Here is a 20,303-nt window from a genome sequence, read left to right as displayed (position 1 = left end):
CTCGAAAGCACGCTTACCCCATCATCTCCCGCACCATCGGCACCACCTTCCGCCCGTAGAGCTCGATGCTCCGCATCAGCTTCTCGTGCGGCAAGGGCCCCGCCGAGTACTTCAACTGAAACCGCGAAATGCCGAGCGCCTTTGCGGTCTTCGCGATCTTGCGCGCCACCGTTTCCGGCGCGCCGACATAGAGCGAGCCGTGCTCGGCCTCATGGACGAACTCGTCGCGTCCCATCGGGGGCCAGCCGCGCTCCTTGCCGATGCGGTCGCGCATCGCCTTGTAATCGGGCCACAGCTCCTCGCGCGCCTGCGCGTCGGTCTCGGCGACGTAGCCCGGCGAATGCACGCCGATCGGCTGGGCCGGGCGACCGAACTCCCTGAAGGCGCGATGATAGAGCTCGACATAGGGCGCAAAGCGCGCGGGATCGCCGCCGATGATCGCCAGCATCAAGGGCAGATCGTAATGCGCGGCGCGCACCACCGATTGCGGACTGCCGCCGACGCCGATCCAGGTTTTCAGCTTGCCGTTCTCGACCGGCGGATAGACCAGCTGATCTTTCAGCGGCGGACGCAGCTTGCCTTGCCAGGTGACCGGCTGCTGCGACAAGAGCGCGGCGAACAGATCGAGCTTCTCCTCGAACAGCTCCTCATATTTGCGCAGGTCGAAGCCGAACAGCGGGAAGGATTCGGTGAACGAGCCGCGGCCGAGATTCACCTCGGCGCGTCCGTTCGAGACCGCATCCAGCGTGGCAAAGCGCTGGAACACGCGGATGGGATCGTCCGAAGACAGCACCGTCACGGCCGAGCCGAGATGGATGCGCCTGGTGCGCGATGCGATCGCCGCGAGCACGGTCTCCGGCGAGGAGATCGCGAAATCGGCGCGGTGATGCTCGCCGAGACCGATGAAATCGAGACCGAGCTCGTCCGCCAGCACCGCTTCGTCGACCACGTTGCGGATCACCTGCGCATGCGGAATCATGTCGCCGGACGCATCTCTTGTGACGTCGCCAAAGGTATCCAGTCCGAATTCGAGCGGTGGGGTCATCGATCAGGTCTCTGTGGGAGGATCGGCCACATCTAAGGGACCGCAGCCCGGTCACAAGCGCACGTGCGGAAATGCTCGGTTTCCGTTTGTGGATCTTATCGCCCGATGCGCAACACCATCTTGCCGAGCGCAGCGCGCGTCTGCATCGTCTTGAATGCCGCGCGGAAATCCTCGAAGGCGAAGACTTGGCCGACCACGGGCTTCAACTGGCCATCGGCAAGCCAGTCCGTCAATTGTGACATCAGGCGCTTCTGCACATCGGGCTCGCGCGTTGGAATCTGCGCGAGATCGACACCGAGCAAGGCGCCGCCTTTCAGAAGCGGCAGATTGAACGGCAGCGCGGGAATGGCGCCGGCGGCAAAGCCGACCACGAGATGGCGTCCGCGCCAGGCGATGGATCGAAATGCCTGCACCGAGATTTCGCCGCCAACGGGATCGAAGATCACGTCCGCGCCACGTCCTGCCGTCAACTCCTTGAGCGTGTCGCGCCAGCCGGCCTGCGTATAGTCGATCACCGCATCGGCGCCATGCGCCTGCGCAAACTCGCGCTTCTCTGGTGTTGATGCAGCCGCGATGACGCGAGCGCCGAGCAGCTTTCCAATCTGGACGGCCGCAATCCCAGTGCCGCCGGCGGCACCCAGCACGAGAAGCTGCTCGCCTGCGGCCAGCGAAGCGCGCGCGCCCAGCGCATAAAGGGCCGTCAGGTAATTGGCGCGAAATGAGGCGGCGACCTCGGCTGCGACGCCATCCGGCAGGGGATGGACCGCTTCAGGCCTGACGACGATCTCCTCGGCAAGCGCGCCCGAGCGCGTCATCCCCATCACGCGCATGCCGGGCTGGTAGCCGCCCGGTGCGCCGGGCGCGTCCGTCACCACACCCGCGAATTCCGTGCCGGGAATGAAGGGCAGGGGGTCCTTGGTCTGGTAGCGTCCCTCGATCTTCAGGCCGTCGACGAAGCCAATCCCGGCAGCTTCCACCCGGATGCGCAGCTGTCCCGCCTCCATGGACGGAGGCGGTACGTCCTTCAGCTCGATCTGATCGATGGGGGCGTATTGCTCGACGACAACGGCTTTCATGTCGGACCTCTGTTGTTCCAGTTATCCTGACAGGTCTCGACACTAGCCTCTTGTGTCTACCGCCACATCCCGCGCATCCTTGCCCCGATGTCGATCTTCGGCCCCTGCGCCGCGGTGCGCGCGGCACCGCTTGCTGCCTTCGGCCAGGCGGTGCGCTCGAACAGGTAGACCAATTGCTCCGGGATGAACCGGGTGCGCGAGGCGTAGACGTGGCGGTCGCCCCTGGCGGCCTGACCGTGCACGAAGAAGCGCTGCGGCACGACGAGATGCAGATCGTCCTTGGCGCGCGTCATCGCGACATAGAGCAGGCGGCGCTCCTCCTCGATCTCGGCGCTGGTGCCGGCGCCGAGATCGGACGGCATGCAGCCGTCGACGACGTTGAGCACGAACACCGATTTCCACTCCTGGCCCTTGGCGGAGTGGATGGTGGAGAGGATCAGGTAGTCCTCGTCGCGCAGGGGTGGCCCTGATTTGTCGCTGGTCGCATCCGGCGGATCGAGCGTGAGCTCGGTCAGGAATTTCTCGCGAGAGGCATAGCCGCTCGCGATCTGCTCGAGTTGCATCAGATCGGCGCGGCGCGTCTCGGCATCCTCGTGCATGCGGTCGAGATGCGGCTCGTACCAGAGCCGCACCCGTTCGAGATCGACGGGCCATTCCGAATAGCGCAAGTTTTCGACCGTGCGGACGAAACAGGTCCAGTCCTCGCCGGTGCGCGCCGGCCCCGGCAGCCGGCCGAGCGCGGCAAGCGGGTCGGTGCTCTCCGCCATCTGGTCCAGCACGCGCTGTGCGGTCGCAGGCCCGATACCCGGCAGCAGGTGCAGGATGCGAAAGCCGGCGACGCGGTCGCGCGGATTCTCGGCGAAGCGCAACACGGCCAGCACGTCCTTGACATGCGCGGCATCCAGGAATTTCAGGCCGCCGAACTTGACGAAGGGGATGTTGCGGCGGGTCAGCTCGATCTCCAGCGGACCCGAATGCGAGGAGGTGCGGAACAGCACCGCCTGGTGCTTGAGCAGCGCGCCTTGCTCGCGGTTCGCCAGCACCGCCTCGACGATGTAGCGCGCCTGGTCGGCCTCGTCGTGCACGGTGACGAGCTGCGGCTTTTGACCTGAGGTGCGGTCGGTCCAGAGGTTCTTGGTGAAGCGCTCGCGGGCGAGGCCGATCACGCCGTTTGCCGCCGACAGCACCGCCTGCGTCGAGCGGTAATTGCGGTCGAGCGTGATCATCTCCGCGCGCGGCGAGAAGCTCTGCGGAAAGTCCAGGATGTTGCGCACGGTGGCGGCGCGAAACGAATAGATCGACTGCGCGTCGTCGCCGACCACGGTGAGGCCGCGGCCGTCGGGCTTGAGCGCCAAGAGGATCGAGGATTGCAGACGGTTGGTGTCCTGATATTCGTCGACCAGCACGTGGTCGAAGCGGCCGCCGATCTCCAGAGCGATCAGCGCATCGCCCATCATCTGCGACCAATACAGCAGCAGATCGTCGTAATCGAGCACGTGCTGGGCCTGCTTGGCCTCGACATAGGCGGCGAACAGACCCTTCAGCTCGGCGGCCCAGCCCGCGCACCAGGGAAAATGCTGGGCGAGCACCTTCTCGATCTCCATCTCGGCATTGACGCAGCGGGAATAGATCGACAGGCAGGTGCCCTTGGCCGGAAAGCGGCTCTCGGTCTTCGACAGGCCGCGCTCGTGCCGGACCAGGTTCATCAGGTCGGCAGAATCCTCGCGGTCATGGATGGTGAAGGCGGGATCGACGCCGATCCGCTCGGCATATTCGCGCAGGAGCCGCGCGCCGATGCCGTGGAAGGTGCCGGCCCAGGTCAGCGCATCGCGCATGATTGCGGCGTTGTTCTCGCCCAGCACCTTGCGCGCGATGCGCTCGACCCTTCCGGCCATTTCCGCCGCGGCGCGGCGGGAGAACGTCATCAGCAGGATGCGGCGGGGATCGGCGCCTGCGACGATCAGATGCGCGACGCGGTGGGCGAGCGTGTTGGTCTTGCCGGAGCCGGCACCGGCGATGACGAGCAGGGGGCCGCCCACGGTTGCGCCGTCGGCCACGCCATGCTCGACGGCGCGGCGCTGCTCCGCATTGAGCGTGTCCAGATATGTCGCCACGAATCGCCCCGGTGAAAGGATGAGACTCGGCGATCCCGGCGCGAATCGCAATGCGGCTGGACGGAACTGGAATTAGGATTTAGGGGGATGACGGCCCTTTGGTTCCAGCACCCCATGGCGAGATGACCGAGCTCAAGCCCGAACAATTCGAGATGCGGCGGCTGGAGTCGCTCAGCAACACCATTTTCGGCGTCGCCATGACGCTGCTGGCCTACGACCTGCCGAAGGCGGCAGTGTTCAGTGGCGCACCCGACTGGAACGATCTCGCGCGGGTGTATTCCGGCAAGCTTGCCGGCTTCGCGCTCAGCTTCATCATCGCCGGGGTGTTCTGGATCAGCCATCACCGCCGGCTGGCACGTCAGCCCGTCGGCAGCCGCGGCATGGTGGTCCTCAACCTTTTCTTCCTGCTCTCGATCGTGCTGCTGCCGGTCACCAATGGGCTCTACACCAACTACGCCATGAGCAGCGCGGTGGCGGTGCTCTACGGCCTGCACCTGACCACGATCGGCGGCCTCAATGCCTTGCTGTGGTGGACCATCCTGCGCGGCTGGGGCCGCGAGATCATGGCTTCGCTGTTTCCGGTCGCCGTGTTCATCCCGGGCACCATCGTTGCGGCGTTTGCGCCGCATATCGCGCCCTACATCTGGTGTTTTGCCTTTGGCGGCCTCCTGATCCAGCGCTTCTATGTCGCGCCGAACCCATCGGCCGGCACGTAAAGCTTGACCGGGCGGATCTCGTACACCGCCGTCGGATTGACCGCGCGCAGCTTCCGCGCCGCTTCGATCGCCTCCTCCTCGGTGGCGCATTGCATCAAGTGGAAGCCGAGAAGCTGCTCCTTGGTCTCGGCAAACGGCCCGTCCAGCACCATTCCCGCGCCGGGGCCGCGCAAGGTCCGGGCCTTGCGGGTCTCATCCAGCCGGGCCGCCGGACCAAACTGCCCGCTGGCCCGCAGCGGCGCCTGAACCTCGATGACCTTGGCGACGACCGCGGCGTCCTGCTCCGCCGTCCAGGACAGGACCTCGTCTTCCACGTGATAGGCCAGGATGGCGTACAGCATCGTCACCTCGTTCTTTTCTGCTTTTGTTTCTGCGCAAGTCCTGAGGACGTGGCACGGCGGCCCGTGCCGACACTTCCGAAGCAAAATATTGCGTGGCCCGCAAGCGGCGAAACCGTCCTGAAACCCGATTGCGTCCTCGCCCATGTGAACGCCGCCGGAACTGGTCGCGACTGATGGACCATAAACAACAAGTTCTTTGCTGGAGGCGGCAATGTCGGGTCATACCATCAAGATCATCTGCGACGCGCGGCTGGCAGGGCAGTCGGAGCCGGCCGATCTGCACGACCAGGCCGGCCATCACCGCTATTACGGCAGCTCGGCTGAGAACGGCGGTGAGCGGATCGTCGAGAGCCGGCGCGGCAAACGGCGGCGCGCGTTCAACTTCTTCGGCTTCTGAAGCCTTGCGGCGAGGCGGGCGTTCGAGATGGACGTTCCGCAGATATCGATCGCGGCGATGCCGTTCCTGCTCGCGCTGATGAGCCGGACCTCCAAGGCCATCGTCCCGTGCCTTCTGACCAGAGGTTATGTTTGAGCATGATCTTTTCGGAAAACCGCTACACACTTTTCCGGATCATGCTCTGGTCACGGTGCTGCTCGGCGAGGAGCCGAACCGCGCGGTCGTGGCCTGGTGCGTCGGCATGCTGATCGCCGCCGTCGCGCTGCGCGAGCGGCTTCGCGCTGGCTGACGCAGCATTCGTCATTGCCCGCTCAAGACCGGCTTGACCAGGGCCTCGCGCAGCGAGGCCAGCTTGCCGCTCGCCTGCATCTGGGCGATGACCTTGCCGACCTCAGGCACCAGATCGCGATGACGTTCATGCAGGTAGTGGTTGCAGGCGATGCGCGCCAGCCGGATCGTGTCCTGCGCCAACGCAGGGTCAGTGGCGAGCAGCGACAGGCAGGCGACGGCTAGCCGCCAAAGTTGGCGCCTGCACACCCGGTCGCAACGATCATTGCGCGCTCGTCCCGCGAGCCATACCGGACTTTCACCGATGACATTTTAGCACGAGCAGTGATAATTTGCCCAGCAGTGCCGCTGCGGGGACGGAAGACGTGACTTGCCGACTTCGAGCTCGCGGGCCAACGGGACGTCGCTTGCATCGGGTGACGAGACGGGCGCGTCTCAGCCCATGGATTGCTCGAGACTGCAACCGCTCGACCGCAGCAGCGAGCCGCCATTTCGGGAACATGGTGCATGGCCAACGCAGCTGACGAGGACGCCAAGCGCAGCCACGCCATCGCGCCGACGGCGGCGAAGCCTGGTCTGACCGACATCGAGACGCTTGCGGCCATCGCCGAGTACGTCAGCAAATACAGCCTGACCCGGCCCCCACCGCCGTTACGCCTGGAGCGCCGGCCGCCCTCCGATGCCGACGAGCTGGACAAGGTGATCGAGGCTTTCAACGCGATGTGCGCGAACCTCCAGCAGGCCTATGGCGAGCTGCGCGAGGCCAATGCCAATCTCGAGCGCGATTTAACCATCCGCCGGCGCGCCGAAGCGGAGGCGCGGGCGAGCGAAGAGCGTTTCCGCGACTATGCCGAAACCGCGTCCGACTGGTTCTGGGAAACCGGGCCGGACCACTGCTTCACCTATCTCTCTGACCGGGTGATTGCCTTCGGAATGGATCCCAAAGTGCGGATCGGCACGCGTCGCATCGATACTGCGCTCGATCGGGATACCGAGGCCGAGAAATGGCGCGCGCATCTGGCGACGCTGGACCGTCACGAGCCGTTCCGCAAATTCGAGTATCGCGGACGCGACACGCGCGGGCGGATGCATCATTTCAGCGTCAACGGCAAGCCGGTTTTCGACGACGATGGACGCTTCCTCGGCTACCGCGGCTCCGCGACCGACCTCACCGCGCAGCACGAGATCGAGGAGCGGCTGCGTCAGTCCCAGAAGATGGACGCGATCGGCCAGCTCACCGGCGGCGTGGCGCACGATTTCAACAACGTGCTCACGGTCATCACCGGCACGATCGAGATCATCCAGGAGGGGCTTGCGGACAAGCCCGAGCTGGCCGCGATCGCGCAATTGATCGATGATGCGGCCGCGCGCGGAGCGGAGATCACCTCGCAACTCCTGACCTTCGCGCGCCGCCAGCCGCTGGAGCCGCGCGAGATCGACGTCAACGCGCTCGTGGTCGAGACCGCGAAGCTGCTGAGGCCGATGCTCGGCGAGCAAATCGAGATCGAGACGCGGCTCGCCGACGAGGCCTGGTCCGCGATGGTGGATCCGTCGCAGCTGTCCTCCGCGATCGTCAACCTCGCCGTCAATGCGCGCGACGCGATGCCGGGCGGCGGCAAGCTCACCCTCGAAACCGCGAACCGCGAGCTCGACGGCACGGGGACCGCTGGCGAGGGCGTGCGCGGCGCCTTCGTGATGGTTGCAGTCGGCGACACCGGTCACGGCATTCCGGCCGATATCCGCGAGCGTGTTTTCGAGCCGTTCTTCACCACCAAGGGGGTCGGCCGCGGCACCGGTCTGGGGCTGAGCATGGTCTACGGCTTTGCCCGCCAGAGCGGCGGCACTGTTGCGATCGAAAGCGAGGAGGGGCGCGGCACCGTGATGCGGCTGTTCCTGCCGCGGGCAAAGGGCGAGGCGGTGGCCAGGACGGCGCCGGTTCAAGCGCCCGCCACGGCGCGCGGGCGGGAGACGATACTCGTGGTGGAGGACGATCCGCTGGTCCAGGGCTATGTCATCGCGCAACTCGGCGGCCTCGGCTACCGCACGCTCGCTGCGAGCGACGGCGCGTCCGCGCTGACGCTGGTCGACCAAGGTGCCCGATTCGATCTGCTGTTCACGGACATCATCATGCCCGGCGGCATGAACGGGCATGAATTGGCCGAAGCCGTCAGGCTCCGCCGGCCGGGCGTGAGGGTGCTCTACACCTCCGGCTATACCGACAACACCATCGTCCACGACGGACATCTCGATCCCGGCGTGGCGCTGCTGTTCAAGCCATACCGCAAGGCGGAGCTGTCGCAGAAGATTCGCGAGGTGCTTGCCGGCGAGCCGCCCGCCTGAGCCGCGGCGACAGACGAAAAAGGCGCGGCGGGGAAGCCCCGTCGCGCCCGATTTCTTGCTCGCTGGTCCAGGGCTGAGAGCGCCCCGATGCCAAGCCCTACTCGAAGCTTAGCGGGCGATCCCAGCGAGGTGACAGCGCTTGAGATAAGACACTGGATCACCTCCTTTCGTTGGTTTCGGAAGTCTTCAATATAGGCGGCGATCCCGCCGCTGTTAAGGGGCGGCGGGTCCGCAGGAACCCGGGTGGTTCGCAAGGCCGCCGAAGACGCCGGAAAGCGACCTCCTGGGCAGTTGAGACCGCAGCCCGGCCGTGTTAGGGAGCCCGTAACGCGGGTGTAGCTCAATGGTAGAGCAGCAGCCTTCCAAGCTGAATACGAGGGTTCGATTCCCTTCACCCGCTCCAGAACCTGTTGGACGCGATATCCCAGCAGGGCATTTCCTAGATAGCCGCCCGTGGCTTGACGGCCGATCAGCTATTCCTCGTCCCGTCGCTCGCGTTCCTTCCGTGCGCGATCGAGCGCGCCGCCTTGAGGCTGTCCGCTGACCTTCACGCCGGGGAGATGATCGACCTTGTTCTTGTCGGCCTCGTCGCCGCGCTGAAGTTCGCGATCAATGATGTCGCGTGATCCTTCGGCCGGTTCCTGTCGAATGGGCTCTTGCTCTCGATGCTCATGAATGATCCTGCTTGACCGCGTTGATTGCTAGGGCAAACCCAGCTCTGCGCTATCGTTCCTGTCCAAAGCAGCCGCTTCGTGCAGGCTCTATCCCCTGTGGTTATCGATTTCGGCGGCGACCTGTCCGTAGTTCAGCAGCGCAACCAGGGTCGTTCCGCCGATAATATTGCCGAGTAGCGTGGGTATGAAGAAGTCGGAGGCATATTGGCTGAACGAGGCCAGGCCGCTCTGCACCAGAAAGGCGCACTCGATCGAACCCGCGACGATGTGCAAGAACTGGCCGAGTGCGACCACATAGGTCATCACTACGATGATGTGTGCGCGCGAGCCTTTGGCAGCCGGAAGAAGCCAGGCCATCGAGGCGATCAGCCAGCCGGCGAAGATGGCCCTGACGAAGGTGCTCGAGAACGTCCCCTCGATCGTCGGCCGGCTGAGATCGATGAAGGCGTCCACGATGCGAGGTTCGAAGATGCTGGTGCGAGCGAGCACGGAGGCGGCCGCCCAGGTCCCTGCGATATTCGAGGCGAGAACCAGGATCCAGAGCTTGAGCACGCTTGCCAAGGTGCCGAGATCCCTGTTGTGCAACAGCGGCAGGATCGGTGTCAGCGTGTTCTCGGTAAAGAGCTGTTGTCGTCCCAGCACGACGACCAGGAAGCCGACGGTGTAGCCGAGCGGAGCAACCAGGCGGCGGGTCGCCTCATCCGAGATCAGCGCATGCAACTCGCCCTGAACGATTAGCGACAGGCTTATCGAAAGGCCGGCAGCAAAACCGGACAGCACGATGGCCCACCATCGCCGCTCCAGCTCCTGCTCGCCTTCGGCGCGGATCGTCTCATGGATCAGCGCGGCGCTTGGCCTGCTCTGGGATTCGATCTGCCTGGTCTGGCGCCGCGACACGCCGTCGAGCTTGGATGCTGGGTTGAATGAGGCGCCGTCGCCAGACTGATCCACGCTGCGGTCTCCGAAAGGCTGATCCAGTCAAGACTTCCGGATGTCCCATTCAGTTCCCCTTGCGCGGTGCAGCCTCGCTCCAGGCGCGGTGCAGCACGCGGAGGAACCTTCGTCATGAGCAGGAGTTCGCCGTGGGGGCAAGGGTGAAAGTCACGAGGCCAACCGTGCAAGACGACGTGCGCGTGCGTTCCACCGCGCAGATCGCGGGTCATCCGATTCATCCGATGCTGGTGCCGATCCCGATCACGTGTTTCGTCGGGGCGCTGCTGACCGACATCGCCTATGTCGCCAGTGCCGAGATCATGTGGGCGAATTTTTCGGCCTGGCTGCTGCTCGCCGGAATCGTCTTCGGCGTGCTGGCGGCGATCGTGGGCCTGATCGACTTCCTCGGCAATCGGCTGGTGCGGGCGCAGGCGCCGGCCTGGCCGCATCTGATCGGCAATGTCGTGGTGCTGATCCTTTCGATGGTCAATCTGATGATCCACATGCGCGATGGCTGGACTTCGGTGTGGCCGAGCGGGCTCGCCTTGTCCGCGCTCACAGTGCTGATCCTGCCGATCACGGGGTGGCTCGGCTGGGCTCTTGTCTATCGCCACGGCGTGGGAGTTGCACGATGATATCTGCGATGATCCGCGCGCTGTTGTGCGCGTCGGTGCTGGGTCTGGCCGGCTGCAATGACGGCAGCGGCGATCCCAAGGCGCAGGTCGGCGCCAATCCCGCACTTCCCGAAATCCAGCAATATCTGCTGCCGCCGGTCCACATTGCCCGCATCGTCGGCTGGAAGAAGGACGAGACGCCGACGGTCGCGCAGGGCCTGCAGGCCAAGGCCTTCGCCACCGGCCTGCAGCACCCGCGCTCGCTCTACGTTCTCCCCAATGGCGACGTGCTGGTGGTGGAATCCAAGGCGCCGAAAGGCGGCCCGATCAAGCGGCCCAAGGAGGTCGTGATGGGCTTCATCGGGTCCTGGGCGACCTCCGGCGGCGACAGCGGCGCGAGCAACCGCATCACGCTGCTGCGCGACAGCAACGGGGACGGCGTGCCGGAGACGCAAAGCGTCTTCCTCGACCATCTCAACTCGCCGTTCGGCGTCGCGCTGGTCGGCAACGATCTCTATGTCGCCAACACCGACGCCATCGTCAGATATCCCTACACCGAAGGGGACACGAAGATCACCGCGCCGGGCACGGTGCTGACGCCGCTGCCGGGCGGTCCGATCAACCATCACTGGACCAAGAGCCTGGTCGCCAGCCCCGACGGCTCGAAGCTCTACGCCGGCGTCGGCTCCAACAGCAACGCCGCCGAGAGGGGCATGGAGGCCGAGCACAATCGCGCCGCCATCCTCGAGGTCGATCGCGCCAGCGGCCGCTGGCGCGTGTTCGCAAGCGGCCTGCGCAATCCCAACGGCCTCAGCTTCGAGCCGCAGACCGGTGCACTCTGGGCGGTGGTCAACGAGCGCGACGAGCTCGGTCCTGATCTCGTGCCCGATTACATGACCTCGGTGAAGGACGGCGGCTTCTACGGCTGGCCCTACAGCTATTTCGGCCAGCACGTCGATCCCCGCGTCAAGCCGGAGCGGCCGGATCTCGTCGCCAGGGCGATCGTGCCTGACTACGCGCTGAGCTCGCATGTCGCCCCGCTCGGGCTCGCCTTCAACACCGGCACCAGCCTGCCGGCCGCCTATCGCGGCGGCGCCTTCGTTGGCGAGCACGGCAGCTGGAACAGGCAGGTGCTGAGCGGCTACAAGGTCGTGTTCGTGCCGTTCACGGACGGCAAGCCGAGCGGCCCGCCGCAGGACGTCGTCACCGGGTTCCTCAACAGCGACAATAAGGCGCGCGGCCGCCCCGTTGGTGTTGCCATCGACAAGACCGGCGCGCTTCTGGTGGCGGACGACAGCGGCAACACGGTCTGGCGAGTGAGCGCGACCCATCCGCAGCTGACGCAACGTTAAGCGCGCAGGCGCGTTGTCGTGCAGACCTTTTTTCTGAAATCTAGAGCCAGGAGTTTGGACAATGGGCCTTGCGCAATATGCCATCGTGCCGGTGCGGGACGAATGGGGCGTGCTGCACGACGGCGACGTCAAGAACACCTACGCCACCAAGGAAGCCGCGTTCGAGTCCGCAGTCGCCGCCGCATCCCTCGCGCTGCGTGAGGGACATGAAGTTCAGGTCAGCGTGCCCGGCCGCGAGGCGGGAGGCAACGCGCTCGGCGTCCGGGACAACGCTTGAGAAGGAAGACGCGATGACCAAGCCCCGTGAGCCCAACGGCGTCGAGCCATCCCGCTCCGAGGACGACATCCAGCGCGACCAGCTCGGCCCGCGCGGCGTGCCGGGCGCGCCCGATCCGGCCAAGATGACGCCGCAGCGCGAGAAGAAGACGCCGAAGCACGTGGATCCCGGCCACACCGCGTGAGGGGGCTCCGCTGCGGCCAACCAACCAGACGATCAATCGCCCGCGGCGGGCGGCACTCCTCCGTCATTTCCGTAGCGGCCTTTGAATCGAGGTAGTCGCCTCATCGAGGTAGTCGCCTCGAGGTCATCGCGCGCGCCGCCGCCAGCCGCACGGCTACAGCAGGCCGGGCGACCGCACTTCCGACCTGATTCGGACGAAAAGGCCCTGTCGCTGCGATCGACGAATGTTGCGGCGACAGGGTTTCACTTGTAGCAAGACTGGCCGAACGTTATGCGCGCGAGCGCGAAGATCATGAGGTCGCTGGATGAACCCCGCTGTCATTGCCGTCGCCATCACCGGCTCCGTTCCGCGCAAGAAGGACAATCCGGCGGTGCCTATCCTGCCCTCGGAGCAGATCGAATCGACGCACCAGGCCTTCGAGGCGGGCGCCACGCTTGCGCATATCCACGTCCGCAACGACGACGAGACGCCGTCCTCCGATCCGGAGCGTTTTGCCCAGGTGCAGGAGGGGATCAAAAAGCATTGTCCTGATATGATCGTCCAGTTCTCGACCGGCGGGCGTGGCCGCGATCCCTCGGCGCGCGGATCGGCGCTCTACCTCAAGCCCGACATGGCCTCGCTCTCCACGGGATCGGTGAACTTTCCGACCATCGTCTACGAGAACAGCGCCGCGCTGGTCGAGACGCTCGCCACTAGCATGAAGACGAACGGCATCCGGCCGGAAATCGAGATCTTCGATCTGTCGCATCTGCATGGCGCCCGCCGCCTGATCGATGCGGGCCTCATCGACGCGCGTCCGCACGTGCAGTTCGTCATGGGCGTTAAGAACGCCATGCCGGCGGACGAGCATGTGCTCGACATTCTCCTGGGCGAGCTCAGGCGGCTGATCCCGAAGGCAACCTGGACCGCAGCCGGAATCGGCCGCCATCAGGCCGAGGTCATGGGGTGGGCGCTCGCCCGAGGGGCGGACGCGGTCCGCACCGGGCTCGAGGACAATATCCGCATCGACAAGACGCGCCTTGCTGCCAGCAACGCCGAGCTCGTGACCTTGGCCTGCGAGGCGGTCGCGCGCCACGGCCGGCGCGTTGCGACCGCGACTGAGGCGCGATCGCTGCTCGCCATGGCAGGGTAGGGCGACTTCCTCGTCCTCACATGCTCCCGGCTGCCGCCTGCCATTCGGCGGCCGGCGTTCCCGTGCGCCGTTTCTCCGAGTAGACAGGTGCTACAGGCGCAATCTGCGCCTGCCGGGCAGGCGACGTTTGGAATGCAGTTCTTGAAATATGACGGCAGGCTCATCGGGGTCCTGCTGATGCTCGCCACCACGCAGCTGGTCGGATGGGGCACGATCGGGCTTCCCGCCATCGTCGGGCGCGATCTCGCCGCCGATCTCGGCATGAGCCTGCCGGCGGTGTTCGCCGGCACGTCCGTTCTCTACGTCTCGATGGGGCTGTGCGGTCCGTTGCTCGCCAAGTCGTTTGCGCGGCATGGCGCGCGGACGGTGATGATGGTCGGCACGATCGTCACGGCGCCAGGCTTCGTGCTGCTGTCGCTGGCGCGCGAGCCGATGCTCTATTTCGCCGCGTGGATCGTCCTCGGCATCTCCGGCAGCGCCACGCTGTCGACCGGCGCCTATATCATGCTGAACGAGATCGCGGGGCGGCAGGCCAAGAACGCGATCGGCGCGCTGATGCTGGTGACGGGCCTGTCCAGCAGCATCTTCTGGCCGACGACCTCGTTCCTGAGCGGTCACCTCGGCTGGCGGGGGACGTGCCTGGTCTACGCCGCGATGATGCTCCTCGTCAGCCTCCCGCTCTATGCGTTCGGCGCGCCGCGCCGAAAGATCGCACAGGACGAGGGCACCGCGCCGGCGAAGCGGTCGCCGCCGCCGGCGATTGCACGGAGCACGTTCGGCCTCGTCGTCGCCGCGATCACGCTGAACGCCTTCGTCAATTTCGGCGTCAGTGCGATCCTGATCGAGCTGTTGCGGGCGGAGGGGCTGGCGCCGGCTCAGGCGCTGGTATTCGGCTCGATGCTGGGCGTGATCCAGGTCAGCGCCCGCGGGCTGGATTTTCTCGGCGGCGGACGATGGGACGGCATCACGACCGGGCTCGTCGCGGGCAGCGCACTGCCGGTCGCCATGCTGCTGCTGATGTCGAGCGAGGGCGCCACGTGGGCGGTCGCGGTCTTCATCCTGCTCTATGGCGCCGGCAGCGGCGCAATGGCGGTGGCGCGGGCGACCATCCCGCTGGTGTTCTATGACCAGGCCGAGTTCGCCAAGGCGATGTCGATGATCTCGCTGCCGCTCAACCTCGCCTCCGCGATCTCACCGCCGCTGCTCGCGGGCCTGCTGACGGAGTTCGGCAGCCGTGCTGCGCTCGGTCTCACGCTGGTGTTCTCCTGCGCGACGGTGCTGATCCTCGTTCTGCTCGCTCGCCGCCGGCCGCGACAGCCGGCGGTCGTGACCTGAGCCGATCACGCAATATTCGCGGCGCGGAAAGTTTGCGGACGGCGATCACCTCCGGCCCGGCAGGAGATAGCCGTATGCCGTCAGTGCAGTGCTCAGCGTGCGAAAATGGTGGTATCGGCAGAGAGCGCAGCCTCGCGATCCCGCCGCCGCGCCAAGGTTAGTTCCTCGGAGGAAATCGACATGTCGGCCCTGCCGCTCTCAGGCATCAAGATCCTTGACCTCACCCGCGTGCTGGCCGGGCCGCTGTCGGCCCAGATGCTGGGCGATCTCGGCGCGGAGGTGATCAAGATCGAGCGGCCGGGCACCGGCGACGACGCGCGCGCTTTCGGTCCGCCTTACCTGGCCGACCCGGAGGGCAAGGCCAACAACAACAATTCGTTCTACCTCTGTGCCAACCGCAACAAGAAGTCGGTCACCGTCAACATCGCCAAGCCCGAAGGGCAGGCGATCGTCCGCGAGCTTGCCAAGGACGCCGACGTCTTCATGGAGAACTACAAGGTCGGCGATCTCAAGCGCTACGGTCTCGACTACGAGACCATCAAGGCGATCAATCCCCGCATCATCTATTGCTCGGTGACCGGCTTCGGCCAGACCGGACCTTACGCGCCGCGCGCCGGCTACGACGCCATCCTGCAGGCGATGGGCGGCCTGATGAGCGTCACCGGCCATATCGACGGCGAGCCCGGCGAGGGCCCGATGAAGGTCGGCCCCTCGATCGTCGACTACATGACCGGCATGAACGCCTCGATCGGCATTCTCTCGGCGCTCTACCATCGTGATGCCAATGGCGGGCAGGGACAGCACATCGACGTCTGCCTGTTCGATACCGTGATCGCATCGCTGTCGCACTGGCTCCAAATTTACCTTGTCAACGGCAAGACGCCGCCGCGCCGCGGCACCTGGGGCAATGGCGGCATGCCCGCCGGCGTGTTCCGCTGCGCCGACGGCGAGCTGATGCTGGTGGTCGGCAATGACGGCCAGTTTCAGCGCACCTGCGCCGTGCTCGGCGAGCCCGAGCTCGCGAACGATCCGCGCTTCGTCAAGAACAACGACCGCGTCGTGCACGGCAAGGAGATCATGGCGATCTTCGCCGGCCTGTTCCTGAAGCAAAAGGTAGCCTACTGGCTGGAGAAGCTGGAGGAGGCGGGGGTGCCCTCAGGGCCGATCAACAATTTCGAGCAGGTGTTCTCCGACCCGCACGTCCAGTCGCGCGGCATGCGCGTGAAGGTCAACCATCCCTTCGAGCCCGATCTGTCGCTGGTCCGCAACGCGCTGACGCTCTCGGAGACCCCGATCAAGGACTACCGCGCCCCGCCGCTTCTGGGCGAGCACACCCAGGAGGTCCTCGGCGGCAAGCTCGGCTATGATGCCGGCAAGATCGAGCAGCTGAAGCAGCAGGGGATTATCTGACGCTCTGTTCCGCGCCTGGGGCCAAGAGGCCGGGATTCATGCGCAGCGCGACTATATTGTGACAGCCGTGGACGCGCGCGCCATGCCGGGACTTGCGTGAAGCTTGCCCGCAATCCCCAAGTAATCCCGGTCCGTAGTCGCACAGGCTTCCGCTTTGCCTCCGACTCTGATTCGATCTCTCCACTTGAGTTCGGGGAGGGAAGTGAATGTCCTACACGATCGGGTTCCAGGCCAAGGACCAGAAAGCCATTCTGGCGACCGAGGCGGCCACCGCCAATCAGGCCGTCGCCATCATTGCCGCGCTGCGGCAGAGCGCCGACGAGATCAAGTTCATCCGCTCGCCGCAGGAAGGCGAAATGGGCATCGAGATGCTGCTGCTGCTCGCCAAGGAAGAGGCCGAGGAGATGCCGCAGCGGGCGTAGTCCCGCCCACCAATCATTCCTCGACCAGATCGACTGCATCGCCTGTTGTGAGGTGAATGGCGCTGACTTCACCTCTCCCCGCTTGCGGGGAGAGGTCGGATCGCCTCGGCGATGCGAAAGCATCGTCCGGTGCGATCCGGGTGAGGGGGTACAGGTCTCCCCGAAGACCGCACGTGTGGAGAGAGGCCCCTCACCCCAACCCCTCTCAGCGCGAGCAAAGCTCGTCGCGGCCCCGTAAGAACGGGGCGAGGGAGCGCACCGCGAATGCAGCTTCCAGCTCCGTACCGTCAACGCCCATCCGCGCTAACGCGCCGCCACCTTTGAAGAGACCTTCGGCTCCATCCGTCCCGCCGTCAGCGCCATCGTCGCCACGCTGACGACGCGCGTGACCACATCCTCGACGTCGTCGAGGCCGCATTTGCCCTCCGAAAGCTTGGTCAGCCGCTCGCTCTCACGGATGGTGTGATGCGCCATGGCGAGCGCGAAGTTGAGGCCCCAATAGATATCGACGTCACTGCGGTCGGGCAGGGACCGCCGCATCGCGCCGACGAATTTGCGCAAATGGTCGATCTCGCGGTTCTTGATGCGCCGGATCGGCGGCACGGATTCGATCGAGGCCCGGATCATGAAGCGCGCGGCGGTCGAGCGCTGTTTCTCCGGCCCCAGGCAGCCGCGCAAGGTCGGCCCGACCAACGCGCGCAGGATGACCTCGATCGGCGCGCGGCCGCCGCCTTGCTCCTCCGCCGCCTTCAACTCGTGCAGGCGCTCGCGGTTGGTGGCGATCGACCGCGTGACAAACAGTTCCGCGATCAGCTCGTCCTTTGAGCCGAAATGATAGTTCACCGCGGCGAGGTTGACGCCCGCCTCCGCGACGATGTCGCGCAGCGTCACGTCGCCGAAGCCGCGATCGGCATAGAGCCGCTCGGCGGCGGCGAGAATGGCAGACCTCGTATGATCGCTGGCCATGGATGCCCTCGGGGAGGGGAGTTGCAATTCAAACAGTTGTATGAAACTATCGTTTGAAGGTCGGGAAAAGTCAATCCGCAATCGGGACTCGTTCGCAACTGCAGCCGGGTTTCGACAGGTCCGCAAGGACGCGCATTCGCGCTTGCGGGCCGCGCAAAGCGGGAGGACAGTCCGGCGCAAAAGGACCAGTGAGAGAGAGGAGCGTCGCATGGACTTCGATATGTCGCCCAAGCAAAAGGAATGGCTCGACCGCGTGCGGTCCTTCATGGCCAAGCACGTGCGCCCGGCGGTGCCGATCTACGATCAGCAGGACAAGAGCGGCGACCGCTGGAAGGTGATCCCTGTTCTCGAGGACCTCAAGAAGAAGGCGAAGGCCGAAGGCCTCTGGAACATGTTCATGCCGCCGTCCGAGCATGAGGACGATGAATTCCGCGGCGCGGGACTGACCAATCTCGAATACGCGCTTTTGTCGGAAGAAATGGGCCGCATCACCTGGGCCTCGGAAGTGTTCAATTGTTCCGCGCCCGACACCGGCAACATGGAAGTGTTCATCCGCTACGGCACCAAGGAGCAGAAGCGGAAATGGCTGCGGCCGCTGATGGACGGTGAGATCCGCTCCGCCTTCCTGATGACGGAGCCGGCGGTGGCCTCGTCCGACGCCACCAACATCGAGACCCGCATCGAGCGCGACGGCGACCATTACGTCATCAACGGCCGCAAGTGGTGGTCGTCCGGCGTCGGCGATCCCCGCTGCAAGATCGCGATCCTGATGGGCAAGACCGATTTCAAGGCCGCCAAGCACCAGCAGCAGTCGCAGATCCTGGTTCCGCTCGACACGCCCGGCATCAAGGTCGAGAAGATGCTGCCGGTGTTCGGCTTCGACGACGCCCCGCACGGCCATGCCCAGGTGCTGCTCGAGAACGTGCGCGTGCCGAAGGAGAACATCCTGCTCGGCGAAGGCCGCGGCTTCGAGATCGCGCAGGGCCGCCTCGGCCCGGGCCGTATCCATCACTGCATGCGAACCATCGGCAAGGCCGAGGAGGCGCTGGAGAAAATGGTGAAGCGGCTTGCCTCGCGCACCGCGTTCGGCAAGAAAATCGTCGAGCACAGCGTGTGGGAGCAGCGCATCGGCGAGGCCCGCACCAACATCGAGATGACGCGTCTTCTGTGTCTCAAGGCGGCCGACATGATGGACAAGGTCGGCAACAAGACCGCGCAGGCCGAGATCGCCATGATCAAGGTCGCTGCGCCCAACATGGCGCTGAAGATCATCGACGAGGCGATCCAGGCGTTCGGCGGCGGCGGTGTGTCGGACGAAGCCGGCCTTGCCAAGGACTATGCGCACATCCGCACGCTCCGCCTCGCCGACGGCCCGGACGAGGTGCACAATCGCGCCATTGCCAGGCTCGAACTTCGGAAGTATGCAAACTCTCCCAATCACTAAGCGGGGGAGCCCTGCGGCGCTCCCGACTTGAAGAAACGACGGGACATGATCCAATTGCGGTAACCGCTTGACGCAAGTGCGTTAGCGGTTACCGATTAGGATCATGTTCGGACTGAAGAGGGAGCGTGACCGTGGCTGACGGCGTCAGGAAAGACGAGGAGTTTTCGGGCACCAAGCCGGTCGAGGAGCGGCATCGCTTCGACGAGATGCGGCTCGAGGCCTGGATGCGCGAGCACGTCGAAGGCTTCGAAGGCCCGCTTGTGGTGCTGCAGTTCAAGGGCGGGCAGTCCAACCCGACCTATCGCCTCAACACACCGAACCGCTCCTACGTGATGCGCCGCAAGCCATTCGGCAAGCTGCTGCCCTCGGCGCATGCAGTCGACCGCGAGTATCGCGTCATCGCCGCGCTTGGAAAGCAGGGCTTTCCGGTCGCGCGCGCCTATGCGCTGTGCCAGGACGACGGCGTCATCGGAGCTGCCTTCTACATCATGTCGATGGAGGAGGGGCGCGTGTTCTGGGATCCGACGCTGCCGAGCCAGGAGCCGGAAGCGCGGCGCAAGATCTTCACCAGCAAGATCGAGACGCTGGCCAAGCTGCATATGTTCGACCCTGTTACCATCGGGCTCGGCGACTTCGGCAAGCCTGGCAACTACTTTGCCCGCCAGATCGATCGCTGGACCAAGCAATATCGGGCCTCCGAGACCCAGCACATTCCCGAATTCGAGAAGGTCGCCGAATGGCTGCCGAAAACGGTGCCCGAGCAGGCGCGCGTCTCCATCGTCCATGGCGACTATCGCCTCGACAACATGATTTTCCACGCGACGGAACCGCGCGTGCAGGCGGTGCTGGACTGGGAGTTGTCGACGCTCGGCGATCCCATGGCCGACTTCACCTATCTCTTGATGCAATGGATCATGCCGGGCCTGGAGGGCGCCGACCTCAAGGCGCTCAACATCCCCAGCCTTGAAGAGGCCGCGCAGATCTATTGCAACGTCACAGAGATGACGGTGCCCGATCTCAACTGGTACTTCGCATACAATTTGTTCCGTCTCGCCGGCATCACCCAAGGCATCGCCGGCCGCGTCCGCGACGGCACCGCCGCTAACGCCAAGGCGCTCGAATCCGCCAAGCGCACCGTGCCGCTGTCGAAGGCGTCGTGGGAGTATGCGCAGAAGGCCGGCGCGGTGTAGGAAGAACAAAGGCGCGGCTGATGGCCGCGCCCTTTTTTGTTTTGGTAAGGCGC

General features: G+C 65.3%; 19 protein-coding genes, 1 tRNA gene and 3 pseudogenes. 16 read left to right on the top strand and 7 right to left on the bottom strand.

Features of this window, described 5'->3' with window-relative positions:
- Positions 1-13: 13 nt before the first annotated feature.
- The 3 genes from I6F36_RS04035 to I6F36_RS04025 all read right to left on the bottom strand — a co-directional run bounded on the left by I6F36_RS04035 (position 14) and on the right by I6F36_RS04025 (position 4,235).
- The gene (locus I6F36_RS04035; RefSeq protein ID WP_225132626.1) at positions 14-1,045 is read right to left on the bottom strand and encodes an LLM class flavin-dependent oxidoreductase; all 1,032 of its coding nucleotides are present in this window, start codon (positions 1,043-1,045) and stop codon (positions 14-16) included.
- 95 nt (positions 1,046-1,140) lie between these two features.
- Positions 1,141-2,121, bottom strand: coding sequence for an NADPH:quinone oxidoreductase family protein (locus tag I6F36_RS04030; RefSeq protein ID WP_225132625.1), 981 nt, complete (start codon positions 2,119-2,121; stop codon positions 1,141-1,143).
- A 56-nt stretch (positions 2,122-2,177) separates the two neighbouring features.
- Positions 2,178-4,235 carry an ATP-dependent helicase gene (locus I6F36_RS04025; RefSeq protein WP_225132624.1) on the bottom strand — a complete coding sequence of 686 codons (2,058 nt, stop codon included), beginning with the start codon at positions 4,233-4,235 and terminating at the stop codon, positions 2,178-2,180.
- A gap of 122 nt (positions 4,236-4,357) precedes the next feature.
- Between I6F36_RS04025 and I6F36_RS04020 the strand changes: the two genes are divergently transcribed.
- A complete protein-coding gene (locus I6F36_RS04020; protein WP_036010860.1) occupies positions 4,358-4,951 on the top strand; it encodes a TMEM175 family protein in 594 nt (197 codons plus the stop codon).
- Here the strand turns inward: I6F36_RS04020 and I6F36_RS04015 are convergent.
- A complete protein-coding gene (locus tag I6F36_RS04015) occupies positions 4,918-5,292 on the bottom strand; it encodes a YciI family protein (RefSeq protein WP_036010863.1) in 375 nt (124 codons plus the stop codon). The genes I6F36_RS04020 and I6F36_RS04015 overlap by 34 nt on opposite strands.
- Positions 5,293-5,503: 211 nt before the next feature.
- On the opposite strand from I6F36_RS04015, the gene I6F36_RS04010 reads away from it, so the two are divergent.
- A complete protein-coding gene (locus I6F36_RS04010; protein WP_225132623.1) occupies positions 5,504-5,689 on the top strand; it encodes a hypothetical protein in 186 nt (61 codons plus the stop codon).
- 27 nt (positions 5,690-5,716) lie between these two features.
- Positions 5,717-5,978 (top strand): annotated as a pseudogene (locus tag I6F36_RS04005) (hypothetical protein).
- A gap of 11 nt (positions 5,979-5,989) precedes the next feature.
- Here the strand turns inward: I6F36_RS04005 and I6F36_RS04000 are convergent.
- Positions 5,990-6,118: pseudogene (locus tag I6F36_RS04000) on the bottom strand (ABC transporter substrate-binding protein); the annotation flags it as partial.
- Positions 6,119-6,571: 453 nt separating this feature from the next.
- Here I6F36_RS04000 and I6F36_RS03995 point away from each other — a divergent pair.
- The 3 genes and pseudogenes from I6F36_RS03995 to I6F36_RS03985 all read left to right on the top strand — a co-directional run.
- Positions 6,572-8,317 (top strand): annotated as a pseudogene (locus I6F36_RS03995) (ATP-binding protein); the annotation flags it as partial.
- Between the two features lie 329 nt (positions 8,318-8,646).
- Positions 8,647-8,720, top strand: a tRNA-Gly gene (locus I6F36_RS03990).
- A 55-nt stretch (positions 8,721-8,775) separates the two neighbouring features.
- Positions 8,776-8,943 (top strand): hypothetical protein, encoded by a 168-nt coding sequence (locus I6F36_RS03985; RefSeq protein ID WP_225171039.1) that lies wholly within the window; start codon positions 8,776-8,778, stop codon positions 8,941-8,943.
- 135 nt (positions 8,944-9,078) lie between these two features.
- On the opposite strand, the gene I6F36_RS03980 is transcribed toward I6F36_RS03985, so the two are convergent.
- On the bottom strand, positions 9,079-9,942 hold the full coding sequence (locus tag I6F36_RS03980; protein WP_036010870.1) for a formate/nitrite transporter family protein: 864 nt from the start codon (positions 9,940-9,942) through the stop codon (positions 9,079-9,081).
- Positions 9,943-10,106: 164 nt separating this feature from the next.
- On the opposite strand from I6F36_RS03980, the gene I6F36_RS03975 reads away from it, so the two are divergent.
- From I6F36_RS03975 to I6F36_RS03940, 8 genes are all read left to right on the top strand, one after another.
- Positions 10,107-10,559 carry a DUF2231 domain-containing protein gene (locus I6F36_RS03975; RefSeq protein ID WP_225132621.1) on the top strand — a complete coding sequence of 151 codons (453 nt, stop codon included), beginning with the start codon at positions 10,107-10,109 and terminating at the stop codon, positions 10,557-10,559.
- Positions 10,556-11,890, top strand: a complete 1,335-nt coding sequence (locus I6F36_RS03970) for a sorbosone dehydrogenase family protein (RefSeq protein ID WP_225132620.1) — start codon at positions 10,556-10,558, stop codon at positions 11,888-11,890. Before I6F36_RS03975 ends, I6F36_RS03970 begins: the two co-directional genes overlap by 4 nt.
- Before the next feature lie 61 nt (positions 11,891-11,951).
- Entirely contained in the window at positions 11,952-12,167 is a 216-nt protein-coding gene (locus I6F36_RS03965; protein WP_036010879.1) for a hypothetical protein, read from the top strand.
- A 13-nt stretch (positions 12,168-12,180) separates the two neighbouring features.
- Complete coding sequence (locus I6F36_RS03960; RefSeq protein WP_167361681.1) at positions 12,181-12,351, top strand: hypothetical protein; 171 nt, start codon at positions 12,181-12,183, stop codon at positions 12,349-12,351.
- Between the two features lie 304 nt (positions 12,352-12,655).
- Positions 12,656-13,483: a 3-keto-5-aminohexanoate cleavage protein gene (locus I6F36_RS03955; RefSeq protein WP_036027676.1), complete on the top strand. Its 828-nt coding sequence runs from the start codon at positions 12,656-12,658 to the stop codon at positions 13,481-13,483.
- 132 nt (positions 13,484-13,615) lie between these two features.
- Positions 13,616-14,818: an MFS transporter gene (locus tag I6F36_RS03950; protein ID WP_225132619.1), complete on the top strand. Its 1,203-nt coding sequence runs from the start codon at positions 13,616-13,618 to the stop codon at positions 14,816-14,818.
- Between the two features lie 180 nt (positions 14,819-14,998).
- The gene (locus I6F36_RS03945) at positions 14,999-16,228 is read left to right on the top strand and encodes a CaiB/BaiF CoA-transferase family protein (RefSeq protein WP_036010886.1); all 1,230 of its coding nucleotides are present in this window, start codon (positions 14,999-15,001) and stop codon (positions 16,226-16,228) included.
- Between the two features lie 206 nt (positions 16,229-16,434).
- On the top strand, positions 16,435-16,650 hold the full coding sequence (locus I6F36_RS03940) for a hypothetical protein (protein WP_036010888.1): 216 nt from the start codon (positions 16,435-16,437) through the stop codon (positions 16,648-16,650).
- Positions 16,651-16,953: 303 nt separating this feature from the next.
- Here I6F36_RS03940 and I6F36_RS03935 read toward each other — a convergent pair whose 3' ends face one another.
- Complete coding sequence (locus tag I6F36_RS03935) at positions 16,954-17,616, bottom strand: TetR/AcrR family transcriptional regulator (protein ID WP_225132618.1); 663 nt, start codon at positions 17,614-17,616, stop codon at positions 16,954-16,956.
- Between the two features lie 208 nt (positions 17,617-17,824).
- Here I6F36_RS03935 and I6F36_RS03930 point away from each other — a divergent pair, with 208 nt between their 5' ends.
- Together I6F36_RS03930 and I6F36_RS03925 are read left to right on the top strand one after the other, a co-directional pair.
- A complete protein-coding gene (locus I6F36_RS03930; RefSeq protein WP_036027669.1) occupies positions 17,825-19,060 on the top strand; it encodes an acyl-CoA dehydrogenase family protein in 1,236 nt (411 codons plus the stop codon).
- 131 nt (positions 19,061-19,191) lie between these two features.
- Positions 19,192-20,250: a phosphotransferase family protein gene (locus I6F36_RS03925; protein ID WP_225132792.1), complete on the top strand. Its 1,059-nt coding sequence runs from the start codon at positions 19,192-19,194 to the stop codon at positions 20,248-20,250.
- Positions 20,251-20,303: the final 53 nt, after the last annotated feature.

The sequence above is a fragment of the Bradyrhizobium sp. BRP19 genome, from assembly GCF_020194195.1.
In the GTDB taxonomy this organism is placed as follows: Bacteria; Pseudomonadota; Alphaproteobacteria; order Rhizobiales; family Xanthobacteraceae; genus Bradyrhizobium; species Bradyrhizobium yuanmingense.
This window is presented reverse-complemented; position numbering and strand designations above follow the sequence as displayed.